General features: G+C 59.8%; 17 protein-coding genes and 1 other RNA gene. 10 read left to right on the plus strand and 8 right to left on the minus strand.

Features of this window, described 5'->3' with window-relative positions:
* Positions 1 to 143: 143 nt before the first annotated feature.
* The 8 genes from AC1DUB_RS22175 to ompA form a co-directional block, all read right to left on the minus strand.
* Complete coding sequence (locus tag AC1DUB_RS22175; RefSeq protein ID WP_477731344.1) at positions 144 to 350, minus strand: helix-turn-helix transcriptional regulator; 207 nt, start codon at positions 348 to 350, stop codon at positions 144 to 146.
* A gap of 128 nt (positions 351 to 478) precedes the next feature.
* The gene (locus AC1DUB_RS22180; RefSeq protein WP_477731345.1) at positions 479 to 1,189 is read right to left on the minus strand and encodes a hypothetical protein; all 711 of its coding nucleotides are present in this window, start codon (positions 1,187 to 1,189) and stop codon (positions 479 to 481) included.
* 457 nt (positions 1,190 to 1,646) lie between these two features.
* Positions 1,647 to 1,856, minus strand: a complete 210-nt coding sequence (locus AC1DUB_RS22185; protein ID WP_477731346.1) for a hypothetical protein — start codon at positions 1,854 to 1,856, stop codon at positions 1,647 to 1,649.
* 31 nt (positions 1,857 to 1,887) lie between these two features.
* Positions 1,888 to 3,114, minus strand: a complete 1,227-nt coding sequence (locus AC1DUB_RS22190; protein WP_477731347.1) for a tyrosine-type recombinase/integrase — start codon at positions 3,112 to 3,114, stop codon at positions 1,888 to 1,890.
* 218 nt (positions 3,115 to 3,332) lie between these two features.
* Positions 3,333 to 3,719: a transfer-messenger RNA gene (gene ssrA / locus AC1DUB_RS22195) on the minus strand.
* Positions 3,720 to 3,731: 12 nt separating this feature from the next.
* Positions 3,732 to 4,397, minus strand: coding sequence for an HAD family hydrolase (locus tag AC1DUB_RS22200; RefSeq protein ID WP_477731348.1), 666 nt, complete (start codon positions 4,395 to 4,397; stop codon positions 3,732 to 3,734).
* Positions 4,398 to 4,414: 17 nt separating this feature from the next.
* Complete coding sequence (gene ubiG, locus AC1DUB_RS22205) at positions 4,415 to 5,122, minus strand: bifunctional 2-polyprenyl-6-hydroxyphenol methylase/3-demethylubiquinol 3-O-methyltransferase UbiG (protein WP_477718752.1); 708 nt, start codon at positions 5,120 to 5,122, stop codon at positions 4,415 to 4,417.
* Positions 5,123 to 5,189: 67 nt separating this feature from the next.
* Positions 5,190 to 5,831 carry an outer membrane protein OmpA gene (ompA, locus tag AC1DUB_RS22210; RefSeq protein ID WP_477731349.1) on the minus strand — a complete coding sequence of 214 codons (642 nt, stop codon included), beginning with the start codon at positions 5,829 to 5,831 and terminating at the stop codon, positions 5,190 to 5,192.
* 255 nt (positions 5,832 to 6,086) lie between these two features.
* Between ompA and gyrA the strand changes: the two genes are divergently transcribed.
* The 10 genes from gyrA (at position 6,087) to lapB (ending at position 18,271) form a co-directional block, all read left to right on the plus strand.
* Positions 6,087 to 8,729, plus strand: a complete 2,643-nt coding sequence (gyrA, locus tag AC1DUB_RS22215) for a DNA gyrase subunit A (protein ID WP_477718750.1) — start codon at positions 6,087 to 6,089, stop codon at positions 8,727 to 8,729.
* 35 nt (positions 8,730 to 8,764) lie between these two features.
* On the plus strand, positions 8,765 to 9,340 hold the full coding sequence (locus AC1DUB_RS22220; RefSeq protein WP_477731350.1) for a DUF2059 domain-containing protein: 576 nt from the start codon (positions 8,765 to 8,767) through the stop codon (positions 9,338 to 9,340).
* A gap of 10 nt (positions 9,341 to 9,350) precedes the next feature.
* Positions 9,351 to 10,457, plus strand: coding sequence for a 3-phosphoserine/phosphohydroxythreonine transaminase (gene serC, locus AC1DUB_RS22225; protein ID WP_477731351.1), 1,107 nt, complete (start codon positions 9,351 to 9,353; stop codon positions 10,455 to 10,457).
* Between the two features lie 83 nt (positions 10,458 to 10,540).
* On the plus strand, positions 10,541 to 11,623 hold the full coding sequence (gene pheA / locus AC1DUB_RS22230; protein ID WP_477731352.1) for a prephenate dehydratase: 1,083 nt from the start codon (positions 10,541 to 10,543) through the stop codon (positions 11,621 to 11,623).
* Between the two features lie 52 nt (positions 11,624 to 11,675).
* Positions 11,676 to 12,554: a prephenate dehydrogenase gene (locus AC1DUB_RS22235; RefSeq protein WP_477718747.1), complete on the plus strand. Its 879-nt coding sequence runs from the start codon at positions 11,676 to 11,678 to the stop codon at positions 12,552 to 12,554.
* A 10-nt stretch (positions 12,555 to 12,564) separates the two neighbouring features.
* Positions 12,565 to 14,571, plus strand: a complete 2,007-nt coding sequence (locus AC1DUB_RS22240; protein WP_477731353.1) for a bifunctional 3-phosphoshikimate 1-carboxyvinyltransferase/cytidylate kinase — start codon at positions 12,565 to 12,567, stop codon at positions 14,569 to 14,571.
* A gap of 159 nt (positions 14,572 to 14,730) precedes the next feature.
* Entirely contained in the window at positions 14,731 to 16,416 is a 1,686-nt protein-coding gene (rpsA, locus tag AC1DUB_RS22245; protein ID WP_477718745.1) for a 30S ribosomal protein S1, read from the plus strand.
* A 63-nt stretch (positions 16,417 to 16,479) separates the two neighbouring features.
* Positions 16,480 to 16,794 carry an integration host factor subunit beta gene (locus tag AC1DUB_RS22250; RefSeq protein ID WP_011482723.1) on the plus strand — a complete coding sequence of 105 codons (315 nt, stop codon included), beginning with the start codon at positions 16,480 to 16,482 and terminating at the stop codon, positions 16,792 to 16,794.
* 60 nt (positions 16,795 to 16,854) lie between these two features.
* Positions 16,855 to 17,136, plus strand: coding sequence for a LapA family protein (locus tag AC1DUB_RS22255; protein WP_477718744.1), 282 nt, complete (start codon positions 16,855 to 16,857; stop codon positions 17,134 to 17,136).
* Positions 17,126 to 18,271 carry a lipopolysaccharide assembly protein LapB gene (gene lapB, locus AC1DUB_RS22260; protein ID WP_477731354.1) on the plus strand — a complete coding sequence of 382 codons (1,146 nt, stop codon included), beginning with the start codon at positions 17,126 to 17,128 and terminating at the stop codon, positions 18,269 to 18,271. Before AC1DUB_RS22255 ends, lapB begins: the two co-directional genes overlap by 11 nt.
* Positions 18,272 to 18,325: the final 54 nt, after the last annotated feature.

The following is an 18,325-nucleotide window of genomic DNA, read 5'->3' on the forward strand; positions in this document are numbered from 1 at the left end:
GTCGTCGAATTGCCGGGTCACAGCTTCATGGTTGATCACGAAGACGGCACTGCCAAAATCACCATCGATCTGGTTCAGCGCGATGCCTGCGAGTGCGGCTTGGGCCTGCAGCGTAGCGAACCGCTTGGGGTCGTGGGCGGTGATCATGCGATCGCCCTTTGATCGTGCTTGGTAGCCTCAGCTTTTTTATCAACGTACGCAGCCAAATCTTGCTCACGAACGACGGAGCATCTTGGGCCCAAGCGAATTACCGGCGGGAAGTCCGGGTCTGTTTTAGTTTTGAGCCAGAACGTAGAAAGGCCAATGCCGAGCGCATCAGCGGCTTGGCGGGGACGCAGGTTTTTAACCATCCAACATACTCCAGAAGAGTGCAGCGCAAACTATTTGCACCGCTCTGGACGTATCTTTGTTTGCAGACTATGCCCCGCCGCAAGTGTCTGCTATCCCCCACTTAGGGTGATACTTTTATGGGTGATACCTACTCACCGCCAACTATTTCGCCACCCTTGCGCAGGCGGTCCCATGCTTTATCGAAAGAGTTCTTACTGAACAGCGCAGGCTCCAACAACGCAATTGCTCTGATTTCAGCTTTGGCCCCACTCCTGCCGGGGCCTCTTTTGGGCAGGTTCAACGGGTCATGGTCTTGCTCTTTCAGCATATCCACGATGCGCTGTTCCTGCATGCGCTGCTTGGGCGCGGCTGCCATTACTACCGGCGTGACATCGGTGAGCAGGTATTGATTTTCTTCCCCCGGTGACTCCTCTTCCAGTGCGCCCCTTCTCCTCTCAATAAGCGCCAGAAAGCGCTGCGCCATCTCCTTCCGAATGAACAGATCAGAGCGGTCTATAGAGAGTTTTTGCGCCAGCGTGACAGTACAGAGACCACGATCCGTGAACACGCGCTCTACTTCGCAGTGTCCACCACGGTGTAACGCCCTGATCTGGTCAATGTGCAGCTCGTAGAGCCCGTCAAAAGGTGGGATGAAGTAATCCACACCCCTTGCCGTGAGCCTATCCATGCCGTCGACCCATCCATAGCTGCGGCCGGACATGGCAACCTTATGCAGGCTGATCGAAAGGTCCAAGGGGTATTCGTCAAAATAATAGAGAACATCATCCTCAGAACAAGCCGCCATCCTCGACAGTTCCGAGACGGGATAGAAAGATTTTTCAATGGTCAAATCAAGCATAAATCACCTCAAAACGGTCGAATAACAGCATCAGCCCGCCGGGAAAGGTGTCCGACTTCTCGCCAGCGGAAATTAGTCGCCGGCTAGGCTGGGGCAAAACTGTTTTATCGCCACTGCCTAACCTCAATTGCAAAGGCACGTGGAGTGCGGCGGCGAATCCGCTTTAGTACCCTGTGCACAATGGACAGGCGTTCTATTCGGCGCGAAAGCCGGTCGCTCCGCAGCATCTGCCCGGTTGGCAATCTGATGTCACGCGCTACGAAATAGTGCGTCGAGATTGGTGCGGCAGGGGTAACATTCGATTCAGCCATTTTTCAAAATTCCGGTTTGATGATGGTTAGGGGCTGGCGCAGTGTTGGTTGCACTACCGGCCCCGTCTGTTTTGCCCAGCCATATCCGCCGCTGGGCGTTGCGGTTTACGAGCACCGGCCAATCGCCGGGGCCTCGTTAGAAATGTTCAGTCCTCATGCGTGGTGGCGTCGCCGCTCGGCTCGCGCGCCTTGTCAATTTTTTCTCGCACCCACGGCGAACCGCCCAAGCGGGCGAGCTTTTCGCGTTGATCTGGCGTCAGCTTAATGGATGTTCCCACCATGGCATTGCTCACCAGCGCCACCTTGCGTCCTTGGCCCCTGCCAGCGCCGCCGCGTCCTGTTAATTTCGTGCTCATTGATTTAGTGTATTTCCATTAATCAATAACATCAAGCAATTTTTATCGGAATGCTCGCCAAGCCGTCCAGATAGTCCGCCCACCCTTGCATCATGTCCGACCGATGCTTCAGGTACTGCGTGCGGTTGTACGCCCTGCCGTTGGCATCCTTCACCGCGTGGGCAAGCTGTGCTTCGATCACCAGCGGATCACAGTCCAGCCGCTCGGCCAGCATGGTGCGTGCCGTCGCCCGGAATCCGTGCCACGTCTGCACCTCTGACGTGTAACCCATGCTGATTAGCGCCGTGCGTACTGAGTTTTCAGATATGGGGCGTTCGTGGGCAYGTTCGCCGGGAAACACGCACACGCCCTGCCCCGTGATGGCGTGCAGGTTGCGAAGTATTCCCACGGCTTGCCGGGGCAAGGGCACAAGATGCGGGTCGCCATTTTCCTTGCCATCTTTGCCGCGCTTCATGCGTGTGGACGGAATAGTCCACAGCGCCGCATCAAGGTCAATCTCTGCCCATGTCGCGCCGCGCAGCTCACCGGGCCGCTGAAACAACATGGGCGCCAGTGCCAGCGCCGCCCGCACAATGTGCCCGCCCCGATAGGCCTTGATGGCGCGCAACAGCTCCCCCAGTTTCACCGGGTCTGTGATGGCCGCAAAGTGGGTGCCCCGATATGGTGACAGCGCGCCTTTGAGGTCTGCCGTGATATCTCGGTCAACGCGGCCCGTTGCCACGCCATAGCGCCATATCTGACGGCATAGCATGAGGCCCCTGTCGGCTGTCTCTATCGCGCCGCGCTCCTCCACCTTGCGCAATGTGGCCAGCAATTCCACCGGCTGAATTTCCTTCAAGCGCCGCTCGCCCAGCCAGGGGAACAAGTCGCGCTCAAGTTGGCGTTTTGATCGTTCGGCATGGGCATCGCTCCATTGGGTGGCTTGCTTGTCAAACCACTCCAAGGCGACGACTTTAAAGGTTTCGCCCGCCGGGTTACTGGCTTTGAGCTTTTCTACCTTCCGAAGCAGTACCGGATCGCGTCCCTCAGACTTCTGCAGCTTGGCGGCGTCACGGGCCTTACGCGCTGCCGTTAGAGTCACGACCGGATAACTGCCCAAAGCCATACGGCCCTCTTTGCCTTCTTTCCGGTATTTCCAGAACCACCGTTTAGAACCCGCTGGGCTGACTTCGAGGTAAAGCCCCCCAGAGTCGGCAAGCCGCTCGCGCTTGGCACCGGGGGAACAGGTGGCGTTTTTGCATTGCACATCGGTAAGCATTGGGGGAACAACTCCAAGTCAGAGGGAACAGTCTTGAAGAAAAAAGGGGGAACAGCCTCAAAAAAGCACCCTTTTTCACCTCTTGTTCCCCACATTGTTCCCCCGCCTTGTCGTAGATGTCAATAGTTTCATATGCACGACGTTGGACGATACGAAGTCGATTTCCCAATGAAAAAGGCCGTCTAGTGTATGAAACTAGACGGCCTTGGATTTAATGGTGGTGGAGCTGGGGGGATTTGAACCCCCGTCCGCAAGCCTTCTTCGCGTAGTTCTACATGCTTAGCCGTCTGATTTGAGTCTCACTTCCCGTATCGCGCAGCAGCACGCTATACAGGTTGCCAGCATCCTATTGTCTCGCCTGATACCAAGGTGCCCGGTACCAAGCCAGCCGATGTGTATGACCCTACAGCCGGGAGCCTTCAACTTGCGCTAAAGACCCCTTGCCCAGCCCATCGGCCTGCTGTTGTAGGGCTCACTGGTTATTAAGCAGCGAGTGCGAAACGTTCGTCGTTTGCAGTTAGTTTGTTTTAGTCTGTTTTACGAGCACACTAAGCTCGGCATGCCCCACTGCGCGTCCGTACCCGCGTCGAAACCAGTGCAGCCCCAAGATGGATAGTTTAAGGCATCCGCAGCAAATTCAAGAGCAACGTGGGTTTTGTGATGGTGGCGTCAGCCAGCCAGCCTTGCATATCGGCGGTAGCGCCCAGATAACCATAGGCGGCAGCCACTGTGGGCATGCCGGCAGCCCGGCCGGCGATCATGTCGCGTTCGTCGTCGCCCACATAGATACAGCGCCCGGGCGCCACCATGAGCCGGCGCGCCGCTTCCAGCAGGGGTGCAGGATGCGGTTTGGCATGCGGCGTGGTATCCCCGCTGACGATGACCTGGGCAGTACCAAAGAGCGGCATGGCCTGCGTCAGGGGCAGCGTGAAGCGCGCGGACTTGTTGGTGACCACTCCCCACTTGAGGCCCGCCTGGTCAATTTTTTCAATCAGCTCGGCTACACCGTCAAACGCGTAGGTGCGCTCGGTCATGCAGGCTTCGTAGTTGGCAAAGAATTCTTCTCTCAATGCGGGAAAACCGGCATCGTCGGGCGTCAGGCCAAATGCGACGCCAATCATGCCGCGGGCCCCCGCGCCCGCCATGGGCCGGTATTGCGACAAAGGTAGCGAGACCAGCCCCCGGTCGGTGCGCATCTTGTCGGCCGCGGCACCCAGGTCGGGTGCGCTATCAATCAGGGTACCGTCCAGGTCAAACAGCACGGCATCAATATCATTGAACATGGGTGTCACGGCTTCGCTCAGATTTTCTGGGTCGCCAGCAGGTAATTGACGCTGGTGTCGGCGCTGAGCCAGTAATGCCGGGTCAAAGGGTTGTACTCCATGCCTCTGGTCTGCTGCAATGTCAGTTCGTTGGTCCGGCAATAGCCAGCCAGTTCGCTGGGCTTGATCAGTTTGGCGTATTCATGGGTTCCACGCGGCAACAGGTTCAGCACGTACTCCGCACCGACGATGGCAAACAGAAAGGCCTTCGCGTTGCGGTTGATGGTCGAGAAAAACACATGCCCTCCAGGTTTGACCAGGGTGGCACAGGCCTTCACAATGGACGCCGGATCCGGTACATGCTCAAGCATTTCCATGCAGGTTACGACGTCAAAACTGGCGGGTTGCTCCGCAGCCAGCGCCTCGGCGCTGATTTCGCGGTACTCGACTCCCTCGGTCTGGGCCTCCAGGGCATGAAGCTGGGCAACCTTGAGTGCTTTGGTTGCCAGATCAATCCCGAGCACCTCGGCGCCCCTGCGGGCCATGGCATCGGCCAGAATGCCGCCACCGCAGCCCACATCCAGTACGCGACGACCGGTCAACGGGGCCAGCTCCTCAATCCAGCCCAACCGCAAGGGGTTGATCTGATGCAAGGGACGGAATTCGCTCTCGGTGTCCCACCAGCGATGGGCCAGATCAGAGAATTTGGCCAGTTCGGCAGGGTCAAAGTTTTGGCTTGTAGGCATGTCGCAATTATCGTTGAGGCATAAAAAAACCGCGCCGAAGCGCGGTTTTCAAGCGATCCCGAGAGGATTACTTGTTGGCGCGGGTACCAACAACTTCGATTTCCACGCGACGGTTTTTCGCGCGGCCTTCGGCGGTCTTGTTGTCAGCAACAGGCTGTTTCTCGCCTTTGCCTTCGGTGTAAACGCGGTTTTTCTCAATGCCTTTGGACACCAGGTAAGCCTTGACAGCTTCCGAACGGCGAACCGACAGCTTCTGGTTGTATGCATCGCTGCCGACGGAGTCGGTGTGACCCACAGCAATGATCACTTCCAGATTGATGTCCTTGATCTTGCCGACCAGGTCGTCCAGCTTGGCTTTGCCTTCTGGCTTGAGAACGGACTTGTCGAAGTCGAAGAATGCATCAGCGGCGTAAGTAACTTTGGTCGCGGCAGGAGGAGCAACTGGGGCAGGTGCTGGAGCTGCTGCAGGAGCAGGAGCGGGAGCAGCGACAGGAGCAGGAGCCGGAGCGGGCGGAACAATAGCGCCATCGCAGCCAGGAGCTGCAGTAGCAGGCGTCCAGTTGGCATCGCGCCAGCACAGTTCATTGGTCCCGTTTTTCCAGACCAGTTCACCGTTGCCATTTTTCCAGTTGTCGATCGTTTGTGCACCAGCGGCGGTAACAAGCGCTGCGGAAGCAAACAACATTGCCACTTTGTTGAGTTTCTTCATGGTTCTCCTCTAGAGAAAAGCCGCAGACTTGCTGCGATTAGTGATTTACACGCCGTGAGTGACCATCACTCAAAGCGTTACAACGATTGTGCCACAGCTACTCTAAGCTTCAAGCAAGCTATCGGCTTCATCCGACACGGAAATTAGATTCTTAATCATTTGTTGCTGACTCACCACAAACGGGGCGCTATAAACTCAAGCCTTAAAATTGCGGATTCCCCTCAAGAATCTTGAAAAATCCCAACCAGGCCTCTCATGACCCAGTTCGCCAAAGAAACCCTGCCCATCAGTCTTGAAGAGGAAATGCGACGAAGCTATCTCGATTACGCGATGAGCGTGATTGTGGGCCGCGCACTGCCCGATGCGCGGGATGGCCTCAAGCCGGTGCACCGGCGCGTGCTGTTTGCCATGCACGAGTTGAACAACGACTGGAACAGGCCCTACAAGAAATCCGCCCGTATCGTTGGTGACGTGATTGGTAAATACCATCCGCATGGCGACCAGTCGGTCTACGACACCATCGTGCGCATGGCGCAGGATTTTTCGCTGCGCCATCTGCTGGTCGACGGCCAGGGCAACTTCGGTTCGGTCGACGGCGACAACGCCGCGGCCATGCGTTACACCGAAATCCGCCTGTCCAAAATTGCCCACGAATTGCTGGCCGACCTCGACAAGGAAACCGTCGACTTCGGCCCCAACTACGACGGCAGTGAGCAGGAGCCGCTGGTCATGCCAACCCGGCTGCCCAACCTGCTGGTCAACGGCTCCGGCGGCATCGCGGTGGGCATGGCCACCAACATTCCGCCCCACAACCTCAACGAGGTGGTCGACGCGTGCCTGCACATGCTGAAGAATCCGGAAGCCTCGATTGACGAGTTGATGGAGATCGTGCCGGCACCTGACTTCCCCACCGGCGGCATTATTTATGGCATCAATGGTGTCAAGGATGGCTACCGCACCGGGCGCGGCAAGGTGGTCATGCGCGCCAAATGCCACTTTGAAGACATCGACAAGGGCCAGCGGCAATCCATCATCGTGGACGAACTGCCCTACCAGGTCAACAAGAAGACGCTGCAGGAGCGCATGGCCGAACTGGTTCACGAGAAAAAGATCGAAGGCATCAGCCATATCCAGGACGAGAGCGACAAGTCGGGCATGCGCCTGGTGATTGAACTCAAGCGCGGTGAAGTGCCCGAAGTGGTGCTGAACAACCTGTACAAACAGACGCAGCTGCAGGACACCTTCGGTATCAACATGGTGGCGCTGGTCAATGGCCAGCCCAAGCTCTGCAACCTGAAAGACCTGATCCAGGTCTTCCTGTCGCATCGCCGCGAAGTGGTGACGCGCCGCACCGTGTTCACCTTGCGCAAGGCGCGCGAACGGGGCCATGTGCTGGAAGGCCTGGCCGTTGCATTGGCCAATATCGATGACTTCATTGCCATCATCCGCAATGCACCCACGCCACCGGTGGCCAAGGCCGAACTGATGCTGCGCCCGTGGGACAGCAGTCTGGTGCGGGAAATGCTTACCCGCACCCGCGCCGATGGCGGCGTGGTCAATGCCGACGACTACCGCCCCGACGGATTGGAGAAGGCCTTTGGCATGGGCAGCGACGGACTGTACCGCCTGTCCGAGACGCAAGCCCAGGAAATCCTGCAGATGCGCCTGCAACGCCTGACCGGCCTTGAGCAGGACAAGATCGTGGCCGAGTACAAGGAAGTCATGGCCGAAATCGACGATCTGCTCGATATTCTGGCGAAGCCCGAGCGGGTATCCATCATCATTGGCGAAGAGCTGTCCGCGATCAAGCTGGAGTTCGGCCAGACCAAGCTCGGCGCGCGGCGCAGCCAGATCGAACACAGCTCGTTCGATCTCAGTACCGAAGACCTGATCACGCCGACCGACATGGTGGTGACCCTGTCGCACTCCGGCTACATCAAGAGCCAGCCTCTGTCCGAATACCGCGCCCAAAAACGCGGGGGCCGTGGCAAGCAGGCCACTGCGACCAAGGAAGATGACTGGGTCGACCAGCTGTTTATCGCCAATACGCACGACTACATCCTGTGCTTTTCCAACCGTGGCCGGCTCTACTGGCTCAAGGTATGGGAAGTGCCGGCCGGCTCGCGCGGCTCGCGCGGTCGGCCCATCGTCAATATGTTCCCGCTGCAGGAAGGTGAAAAAATCACGGTGGTCCTGCCGCTGACCGGTGAAAAGCGCAGCTTCCCGGCCGACCAGTATGTGTTCATGGCCACCTCCATGGGCACTGTCAAGAAGACGACGCTGGACGAATTCAGCAACCCGCGCAAGGCCGGCATCATCGCCGTGGACCTGGACGACGGCGACTATTTGATTGGTGCCTCCCTGACCGACGGCAAACACGACGTGATGCTGTTCAGCGACGGCGGCAAGGCCGTGCGCTTTGACGAGAACGATGTGCGCCCCATGGGCCGCAACGCGCGCGGCGTGCGCGGCATGACACTCGAAGAGGGCCAGGGCGTGATTGCGATGCTGGTCGCCGAGGACGAGCAACAGAGCGTGCTCACCGCCACCCAAAACGGCTATGGCAAGCGCACCTCCATCACCGAGTACACCCGTCATGGTCGCGGCACCAAGGGCATGATCGCGATCCAGCAAAGCGAGCGCAACGGCAAAGTGGTTGCCGCGACACTGGTGCATGTCGACGATGAAATCATGCTGATCACCGACAAGGGTGTGCTGGTGCGCACGCGGGTCAGTGAAATCCGGGAGATGGGAAGGGCTACACAGGGTGTTACGCTTATTGGCCTTGATGAGGGCTCACAATTGAGTGGTCTCCAGCGAATCGTCGAAAACGATGCCACGCTTGACGACAACGACGTGGAGAATGACGCAGGCAAAGACGCCGCCACTCCGCTCTAACCTCCTTAATCCATCCCAATCCGGAAGCTATATTCATGAAAAAACTGATCACCACACTGGCGATGGCCGGCCTTGCCTGCTCCACCGCCATTCATGCGCAAACGCCAGACCCGAAAACCGAATGGGCCACCAAAGTCGTCGCCCTGCAGCAAGGCCCGGAGCTTGACCGGCTCGTAGCTCAGCTCGCGGGCAGTACGGCCCAGGAACTGATCGCCAATTGGGGCCCCAAGCTGGAGGCGAATGTACCCAAGGCCAAACAGCAAAAAGCGTCGGATGATCTCAATGCAGAGCTCAAAAAGTATGCCGAAGACACCAACAAGCTGATTGGCAAACAGGTCAGCAAGGTCAGCAGCGACGTCCTGGTACCGGCTTATGCGGAGCGTTTTACGGTGGATGAGCTCAAGCAGATCGCCGCCTTTTTTGAATCCCCTGCCATCAAAAAATACCAGGCCAGCACACCGGAGCTGGGCAATATCTTCATAAAGAAGCTGGTCGAAGCATCGCGCGCCGATGTGATCGCCCGCGTCAAGCAGTTTGATGATGCCGCACTGAAAATTGTCGGCCCCGCACCTGCGGCACCAGGGGCGAGCAAGCCACCCGCCAAAAAATGACCCGATCCTAATGACCCGACCCTTCAATTTTTCCGCCGGCCCCGCGAATTTGCCTGAAGAGGTTTTGCAGCAGGCCGCCGCCGAAATGCTGGACTGGCACGACAGTGGCATGAGCGTCATGGAGATGAGCCACCGCGGCAAGGAGTTCATTTCCATTTACGAAAATGCGGAAGCCGATTTCCGTGAGTTGATGGCCGTTCCGGCCAACTTCAAAATCCTGTTCATGCAGGGAGGTGGCCTGGCGGAAAACGCCATCGTCCCGCTGAACCTGTCACGCGGCGCCTCGGCAGATTTTGTCGTGACTGGCAGCTGGAGCGACAAGTCCCAGAAAGAAGCACGTAAATACTGCAACGTGCAGATTGCCGCCACAAATGCAGGCAGCGACCATACCCAGTTGCCGCCGCCTGCGAGCTGGAATTTGCGGCGCGATGCCAGCTATGTGCATGTTTGCACCAACGAGACCATCCACGGCGTGGAATTTCAGGAGCTGCCCGACATCAAAGCCCTGGGAAGTGATGCGCCGCTGGTCATCGACTTTTCATCCCATGTGGCCTCGCGGCCGGTGGACTGGTCCAGGGTCGGGCTGGCTTTCGGCGGAGCGCAGAAAAACCTCGGGCCCGCCGGCGTCACGCTGGTGGTCGTCCGCGAAGAATTGATGGGGCACGCCCTGCCGGCGTGCCCAAGCGCCTTTGACTACAAGACGGTGGCGGACAACCACTCGATGTACAACACGCCGCCAACCTATGCGATTTATATTGCAGGCCTGACTTTTCAATGGCTCAAACGCCAGAAAGAAGGCGACGTGACGGGCATTGCCGCCATGGAAAAGCGCAACCTTGCCAAGGCGCAACTGCTTTACGACGCCATCGACCGTTCCCAGCTGTACTTCAATCGCGTCGGCAGCGAGTGCCGCTCGCGCATGAATGTGCCATTTCTGCTGCGGGACGAGTCGCGCAACGAGGCTTTCCTGGCCGGTGCCAAAGCCCGCGGCCTGCTGCAACTGAAGGGCCACAAGTCCGTCGGCGGCATGCGTGCCAGCATTTACAACGCCATGCCGCTGGCCGGTATCGAGGCGCTGATCGGCTACATGCGAGAATTCGAACAAAAACACGCCTAGGACGACATGCCTCCACGCTCCATTTGTTCGCAGCCCCTTGACGGGGCATCCAGTGCCGCTCAGACGGCCGGGCGGGCACCGATATGACTACCAACCTCGCCGATTTGCGCGTCCAGATTGACGCCATAGACAAGGAATTGCTGGCACTCCTGAACCGCCGCGCGCAGCTCGCCGAGCAGGTGGGAGAGGTCAAAAAAATCGAAGGCACGCCCTTTTTCCGGCCCGACCGGGTTGCCCAGGTCATTGAGCAGATCCAGCAAGCCAACACCGGTCCGCTCAAGAACGAACATGTTGCAGCCGTCTGGCGCGAAATCATGTCGGCCTGCCTGGCCCTCGAATCGCCGGTGCGCGTTGCCTACCTGGGGCCTGCCGGCACGTTCAGCGAACAGGCGGCCCTTCAATTTTTTGGCGCCAGCATTGAACACGTGCCCTGCATCAGCATTGATGAAGTGTTTCGTGCCTCGGCGGCGGGCAGTGCCGGTTATGGCGTGGTGCCGGTTGAGAACTCCACCGAAGGCGTAGTGTCGCGCTCGCTTGACCTCTTCCTGAACTCGCCGCTGCACATCGTCGGCGAGATCAGCCTGATGGTGCGGCACAACCTGCTGCGGCTGTCTGACTCCCTGGACGACATCGAGGCCGTGTATGCGCATCCTCAGGCCCTGGCACAGTGCCAGGGCTGGCTGACCACCCACCTGCCCAATGCGGAACGCCGGGCCGCGTCGAGCAACGCAGAAGGTGCACGCCTGGCCTCGACCAATCCGGCGTGGGCCGGCATCGCCAGCGATCGGGCGGCAGCGCAATTCGGCCTGCACACGGCGGCCCACGCTATCCAGGACGACGCCTTCAACCGCACCCGTTTTGCCGTGGTTTGCCTGCCGCAAACACTGCCCTCCCCACCCGCTTCCGGCAAGGACTGCGTCAGCCTGGTGGTGTCAGTGCCCAACCGCCCGGGTGCCGTGCACGACATCCTGGTGCCGCTGAAAACCCACGGGGTTTCGATGACCCGCTTCGAGTCACGTCCGGCACGATCGGGCCAGTGGGAATACTATTTCTACATTGACCTGCAAGGCCACCCGTCCCAGCCCCACGTCAAGGCAGCGCTGGCTGATTTGCAGCAACTGTGCGCGTTTTACAAGGTTCTCGGCACCTACCCCGTCAGCGATTGAGGCGCAAGCAAGAGCTCCATGCAAGAATTACAAAAATTTCCGGTACCGCTTCATGTTTGAACAGTTAGGTCTCATCGGATGCGGCCTCATGGGCGGTTCCTTCGCGCTCGCGCTCAAACGTGCCGGCCTGGTCAAGCGCATCGTTGGCTACAGCAAATCCCCCTCCACCACCGAGCGCGCCCGCCAGATGGGGGTGATCGACGTGGAAGCGCCTTCCGCCCTGCTCGCAGTCTCAGGCGCCGATATCGTGCTGCTGGCCGTACCGGTTTCCGCCACCGAAGCGACCTTCAAGGCCATCCGGCATCTGGTGGGGCCCAGCACGCTGATCATGGACGTGGGCTCGACCAAACGGGATGTGGTGGATGCGGCGCGCCGCGTCCTGCGCGACAACGTCGGCGCCTTTGTTCCCTGCCACCCCATCACCGGCAAGGAAGTCTCCGGCGTCGAGCATGCGGACGCGGACCTGTACAGCGGCAAGCAGGTCATCCTGACGCCCATCGAGCGGACTTTCACCGTCCAGCTGCAAAAGGCCACCGAGGTGTGGACCGCCCTGGGATGCCATGTGTTGAAGATGTCGCCGCAGGCCCATGATGCGGCCTACGCAGCGGTCAGCCACCTGCCCCACCTGATCGCTTTTGCCCTGATGAACGGCATCTCGGGCCAGCAGGAAGGCAAGGACTACCTGTCCCTGGCGGGGCCCGGCTTTCGCGACTTCACGCGGATTGCGGCCAGCGACCCCAAAATGTGGCGCGACATCCTGATTGCCAACCGCGAAGAACTGCTGGCGCAGTCCAAAATCTTCCAGGACACCCTGCAATCACTGGAGCAGCTGATTTCCGGTGGCAGTGGTGATGTGCTGGAGGTGCTGATCGAGCAAGCCAGCGAAACGCGCGCCAACTGGCGCATGTCCTCGCACAAATCCCATAAATAAGTCCTGGTCCATGTTCGATATTGAGTACCTGGATATTCCGCCACTGGCCCGGGCGGGAGGAACAGTCCGCCTGCCCGGCTCCAAAAGCATTTCCAATCGCGTCCTGCTGCTGGCCGCACTGAGCCGGGGACAGACCACGGTGCACGACCTGCTGGCCTCTGACGACACCGCCGTGATGCTGGCGGCCCTGAAACAGCTGGGCTGCAGCGTGGAACAGCATGGAACCACCGCCGTCATCGACGGGCTTGGTGGCCAGGTCGGACAGGCCAAAGCCACGCTTTTCATGGGCAACGCCGGCACCGCGATGCGCCCCCTGACGGCCGCCCTGGCGCTGCTCGGTGGCGAGTTCGAACTCTCGGGCGTTGCCCGCATGCACGAAAGACCCATCGGCGATCTGGTCGATGCGCTCAGGCAACTGGGCTGCTCCATCGAGTACCTCGGCAATGAGGGCTACCCGCCGCTGCGTCTGCGTCCCGCCCAGCTAAAGCTCGAAGAGCCCATCCGGGTGCGGGGCGATGTTTCCAGCCAGTTCCTGACAGCGCTGCTGATGGCTTTGCCGCTGGTGGCCAGACAGGACATCCACATTGAAGTGGTGGGCGAACTGATTTCCCGTCCCTACATCGAGATCACCCTCAACCTGCTCAAACGCTTCGGCATTCACGTCCAGCGGCCGCTGGGCGCCGACAACTGGCAGCGGTTTACTATCCCGGCCGGCAGCCAGTACCAGTCGCCCGGTGAAATCCATGTTGAGGGGGATGCCTCGTCCGCCAGCTATTTCATAGCACTCGGTGCAATTTCCGAGCCGACCGCAGGGCAAAATAATATAGAAATTCTGGGTGTGGGCGCCGACTCGATCCAGGGGGACATCCGCTTTATTGAAGCCGCCCGAATGATGGGCGCGCAGATTGAGAGCACGCCCAACTCGCTGCGGATCTCGCGCGGTAAACCCGGCGAAGGATGGCCGCTCAAGGCCATCGACCTGGACTGCAACCATATCCCCGATGCCGCCATGACGCTGGCCGTCATGGCGCTTTACGCGGATGGCACGACCACGCTGCGCAACATCGCAAGCTGGCGCGTCAAGGAAACCGACCGCATTGCAGCCATGGCCTGCGAGCTGCAAAAGCTCGGCGCCACGGTGGAGGAAGGCGCGGACTACCTCAAGATCACGCCGCCCCTGGTGTGGAAAACCGCGGCCATCCACACCTACGACGATCACCGCATCGCCATGTGCTTTTCGCTGGCGGCCTTCAATCCGGCCCAGTTGCCGGTACGGATTCTCGACCCCAAGTGCGTCGCCAAGACCTTCCCCGATTATTTCGAGGCCCTGTTTGCCGTGTCCGAAGCCGCAACCGCGCACATCCCCGTCATCTGCATCGACGGCCCGACGGCCTCGGGCAAGGGTACGCTGGCTGCACTGGCCGCCCACCGGCTTGGCTACCACTACCTTGATTCCGGCGCCCTGTACCGTTTAAGCGCCTTTGCCGCCACGCGCGCCGGCGTGGCGCTGGAGGATGGTGCCGGTGTGGCGCACATCGCCCGGACGCTGCCGGTCCGCTTTCGGGGTGACCGGATTTTCCTGGGCACCGAAGACGTGTCCGAAGCCATCCGCACCGAAGCTGCGGGCATGGCCGCCTCCAAAGTGTCGGCCCACCCCGAGGTGCGTAGCGCCCTGCTGGAACTCCAGCACAGCTTTCGGCGCCTGCCGGGGCTGGTGGCGGATGGCCGGGACATGGGAACCGTCATATTTCCCGAGGCACCCCTCAAGGTCTACCTGACGGCAAGCGCCCTGCACCGGGCTGAACGCAGGCATAAGCAATTGATTTCAAAGGGAATTTCGGCTACAATCGCCGGGATTCAGCAAGATTTAGAGGCCAGGGACGCCCGTGACATGTCCAGGCAAGTCGCCCCTTTGAAACCTGCTGATGACGCCCGCCCGCTGGATAACTCCTATCTGTCGATCGAAAAATCGGTAGATCAGGTGATTGACTGGTGGGAAGGCAGCCGGCCCTTCTGACCCCCGACRCGCTCACCTCATCACGACGCACTGGTCAGCAGGTTCATTAACGCAACCCGCGGCCTTACTAGACGTTTGGCCGCACAAAACCGCCGCAAGCAGCTATAAAAACAATAGCAATCCCGCTATTGGAACCCTGTTCTGTGGATTAGGAAAATCATGTCTGAATCTTTTGCCGATCTATTTAACGAATCACTGCAACGCTCCGAAATGCGTTCCGGTGAAGTCATTACTGCTGAAGTAGTGCGCATCGATCACAACCACGTGGTTGTGAACGCCGGACTCAAATCCGAGGCCTATGTCCCCCTCGAAGAATTCAAAAACGACCAGGGCGAACTTGAAGTCCAGGTCGGCGACTTCGTGTCCGTGGCCATCGACTCCGTCGAAAACGGCTATGGCGACACCCTGCTGAGCCGCGACAAGGCCAAGCGCCTGGCATCGTGGATGAGCCTGGAAAAAGCCCTGGAATCCGGCGAGTTCGTCACCGGCCAGACCAGCGGCAAGGTCAAGGGCGGCCTCACCGTCCTCGTCAACGGCATCCGCGCCTTCCTGCCCGGCTCGCTCATCGACACCCGCCCCATCAAGGATTTGTCTCCGTACGAGAACAAGACCATGGAATTCAAGGTCATCAAGCTCGACCGCAAGCGCAACAACGTGGTGCTGAGCCGCCGCGCCGTGGTGGAAGCCAGCATGGGCGAAGAGCGCGCCAAGCTGATGGAAACCCTGAAAGAAGGCACTGCAGTCAAGGGCATCGTCAAGAACATCACCGAATACGGTGCGTTCGTTGACCTGGGCGGCATTGACGGCCTGCTGCACATCACCGACATGGCATGGCGCCGCGTGCGTCACCCAAGCGAAGTGGTGACGGCTGGCCAGGAAATCGTGGCCAAGATCCTGAAGTTCGACACCGAGAAAAACCGCGTGTCCCTCGGCCTGAAGCAGATGGGCGACGACCCATGGATGGGTGTGAACCGCCGCTACCCGCAAGGCACACGCCTGTTCGGCAAGATCACCAACATCGCCGACTACGGCGCGTTTGTGGAACTCGAACCCGGCATCGAAGGCCTGGTCCACGTGTCCGAGATGGACTGGACCAACAAGAACGTAGCACCGAGCAAGCTCGTGGCGCTGGGCGACGAAGTCGAAGTCATGGTCCTCGAGATCGACGAAGACAAGCGCCGTATCAGCCTGGGCATGAAGCAGTGCAAGGCCAACCCGTGGCAAGAGTTTGCCCAAGACACCAAGCGCGGCGACCGCGTCAAGGGCCCGATCAAGTCGATCACCGACTTCGGCGTCTTTGTGGGCCTGGCTGCCGGCATCGACGGCCTGGTGCACCTGTCTGACCTCTCGTGGAACGAACCCGGCGAAGCCGCTGTTCGCAACTACAAAAAAGGCCAGGAAGTTGAAGCCATCGTGCTGGCAGTCGACGTCGACCGCGAGCGCATCTCCCTGGGCATCAAGCAGCTGGACTCCGACCCGTTCACCACGTTCGTGTCGATCAACGACAAGGGCGCGATCGTGACCGGCAAGGTCAAGACCGTTGACGCCAAAGGCGCCGAGATCGATCTGGGCGAAGACATCATTGGCTACCTGCGCGCCAGCGAAATCAGCCGTGACCGCGTTGAAGACGCGCGCAACGTACTGAAAGAAGGCGACGAAGTCTCCGCCGTGGTGGTGAACGTGGATCGCAAGACCCGCAACATCCAGCTGTCGGTCAAAGCCAAGGACAATGCAGACCAGCAGGAGGCCATGGCCAACCTGAGCCAGCAGTCCTCGCGTGAAAACGCCGGCTTGACCAACCTGGGCGCCCTGCTGCGCGCCAAGATGGAAAACAACGAGAAGTAACGCGACCGCGCAGCGGTGTGATGCGCCCCAGGCGGGTCGCATCGCTGCACAGCATCTTTATCCATGACCCGAAGCGACCTCGTAGAAGAACTGGCAGCCCGATTCAGCCAGCTGACGCACCGCGACGCCGAATATGCCGTCAAGACCATTCTTGATGCGATGAGCGACGCGCTGGTGCGCGGCCACCGGATTGAGATCAGGGGCTTTGGCAGTTTCTCCATCAACCGGCGTCCGCCCCGTATGGGTCGCAACCCCCGGTCCGGGGAAAGTGTGGCCATTCCGGAAAAGCGGGTGCCTCATTTCAAGCCGGGCAAGGCGTTGCGGGAAGCCGTGGACGCACGGACCGAGGAATTGCTGACTGTCACGGACTCCAGATAAGGTTTCAGGTTTTCCCACGGTGGGCTGGCTACAATCGCCAGACCACTAGGGGGATTGCCAGTGAAATACCTGATGTGGCTGCTCAAGGCAGCCATTTTTTTTACGCTCTTTGCTTTTGCACTGAACAACCAGCAGACGGTTGCGGTGCATTTCTTTTTTGGCACCTTGTGGCAGGCGCCTCTGGTGCTGGTTGTTCTGGCCGCCTTCGCTTGCGGCCTGGCGCTGGGTATTCTGGTCATGATGCCGCGCTGGTGGAAAAGACGCAAAGCGGCACGCCACCCCTCCTTCGGGGCCTCCACCAATTTGACTGACGACGCTTCCACGCTTCACCATGGAATTTGACTTCACCTGGGTTCTGCTCGGGTTTCCGATCGCCTTCACACTGGGCTGGCTGGCATCACGGCTGGATTTGCGGCAACTGCGTATTGAAAACCGCCAGGCCCCCAAGGCCTATTTCAAGGGCCTCAACTTCCTGCTGAACGAACAGCAGGACCAGGCCATCGATGCGTTCATTGAGGCCGTCCAGAACGATCCCGACACCTCGGAGCTGCATTTCGCGCTGGGCAACCTGTTTCGCCGGCGCGGCGAATACGAGCGCGCCGTACGGGTGCATGAGCACCTGATGTCGCGCGGCGACCTGACCCAGCCGGAACGCGACCGCGCGCAACACGCGCTGGCGCTGGATTTCCTGAAGGCCGGCTTGCTGGACCGCGCCGAGATCGCCCTGCGCAAACTCGAGGGCACTCCGTTTGAAGAAGAGGCGCGGCTCGCCTTGCTGTCCATTTATGAGCGTTCACGCGACTGGGCCAACGCCACCGAAATCGCTGCGCGGCTGGACAGTTCCAGCCATGGCAATTTCAGCACCCGGCAGGCGCACTACCTGTGCGAGCAGGCCAACGCCAGCGCGGCTGCCGGCGATACCGCCAAGGCATTGAGCGCACTGCATGAAGCCGCGGCCATGGCCCCTGCATCGGTGCGCCCGCTGATGGAGCTGGCCAAGCTGCAAAACCAGCTGGGCCAACCGCAGGACGCCATGCAGACGCTCCTGAAGCTGCAGAAAACCGCACCGCAGGGCCTGCCGCTGGCCGCCGGCCTGCTGGCCAACATGGCGCAAAGCAGTGGCCAGCAACCCGCTGCCCGGGCGCTGCTGGAGGCCAGCTATGCGCAAATGCCGTCCATCGACGTGATTGAGGCAATCGTCAAGCTTGAAACAGACCCGGTGGCGGCCCGCCAGTGGTATGTGCGACATCTCGAGCACCAGACCTCCCTGGTGGCGGCCGGTAAATGGATTGCCGGTGAAAAGCTCGAAAATGAACACCAGCACGCGCTGGTGCAACGCACCCTGGACCAAGCCACCAAGCCGCTGATGCGCTACCGCTGCGCTGCCTGCGGCTTCGAGGCAACCCAGCATTTCTGGCACTGCCCGGGCTGCCAGGCCTGGGACAGTTACCCGACGCGCCGCATTGAAGAGTTATGAAGCTATGAACACCCCCGTGGCTACGCTTCGCTTCGCCTCCCCCCTTGCAGGGGG

This window comes from Polaromonas sp. P4_F9, assembly GCF_056401235.1.

What these genes read in the sequence shown, in the direction of transcription:
- AC1DUB_RS22175 (WP_477731344.1), bottom strand. Translation starts at nt 350, where the DNA reads ATGGTTAAAAACCTGCGTCCCCGCCAAGCCGCTGATGCGCTCGGCATT.
- AC1DUB_RS22180 (WP_477731345.1), bottom strand. Translation starts at nt 1,189, where the DNA reads ATGCTTGATTTGACCATTGAAAAATCTTTCTATCCCGTCTCGGAACTG.
- AC1DUB_RS22185 (WP_477731346.1), bottom strand. Translation starts at nt 1,856, where the DNA reads ATGAGCACGAAATTAACAGGACGCGGCGGCGCTGGCAGGGGCCAAGGA.
- AC1DUB_RS22200 (WP_477731348.1), bottom strand. Translation starts at nt 4,397, where the DNA reads ATGTTCAATGATATTGATGCCGTGCTGTTTGACCTGGACGGTACCCTG.
- ubiG (WP_477718752.1), bottom strand. Translation starts at nt 5,122, where the DNA reads ATGCCTACAAGCCAAAACTTTGACCCTGCCGAACTGGCCAAATTCTCT.
- ompA (WP_477731349.1), bottom strand. Translation starts at nt 5,831, where the DNA reads ATGAAGAAACTCAACAAAGTGGCAATGTTGTTTGCTTCCGCAGCGCTT.
- gyrA (WP_477718750.1), top strand. Translation starts at nt 6,087, where the DNA reads ATGACCCAGTTCGCCAAAGAAACCCTGCCCATCAGTCTTGAAGAGGAA.
- AC1DUB_RS22220 (WP_477731350.1), top strand. Translation starts at nt 8,765, where the DNA reads ATGAAAAAACTGATCACCACACTGGCGATGGCCGGCCTTGCCTGCTCC.
- serC (WP_477731351.1), top strand. Translation starts at nt 9,351, where the DNA reads ATGACCCGACCCTTCAATTTTTCCGCCGGCCCCGCGAATTTGCCTGAA.
- pheA (WP_477731352.1), top strand. Translation starts at nt 10,541, where the DNA reads ATGACTACCAACCTCGCCGATTTGCGCGTCCAGATTGACGCCATAGAC.
- AC1DUB_RS22235 (WP_477718747.1), top strand. Translation starts at nt 11,676, where the DNA reads ATGTTTGAACAGTTAGGTCTCATCGGATGCGGCCTCATGGGCGGTTCC.
- AC1DUB_RS22240 (WP_477731353.1), top strand. Translation starts at nt 12,565, where the DNA reads ATGTTCGATATTGAGTACCTGGATATTCCGCCACTGGCCCGGGCGGGA.
- rpsA (WP_477718745.1), top strand. Translation starts at nt 14,731, where the DNA reads ATGTCTGAATCTTTTGCCGATCTATTTAACGAATCACTGCAACGCTCC.
- AC1DUB_RS22250 (WP_011482723.1), top strand. Translation starts at nt 16,480, where the DNA reads ATGACCCGAAGCGACCTCGTAGAAGAACTGGCAGCCCGATTCAGCCAG.
- lapB (WP_477731354.1), top strand. Translation starts at nt 17,126, where the DNA reads ATGGAATTTGACTTCACCTGGGTTCTGCTCGGGTTTCCGATCGCCTTC.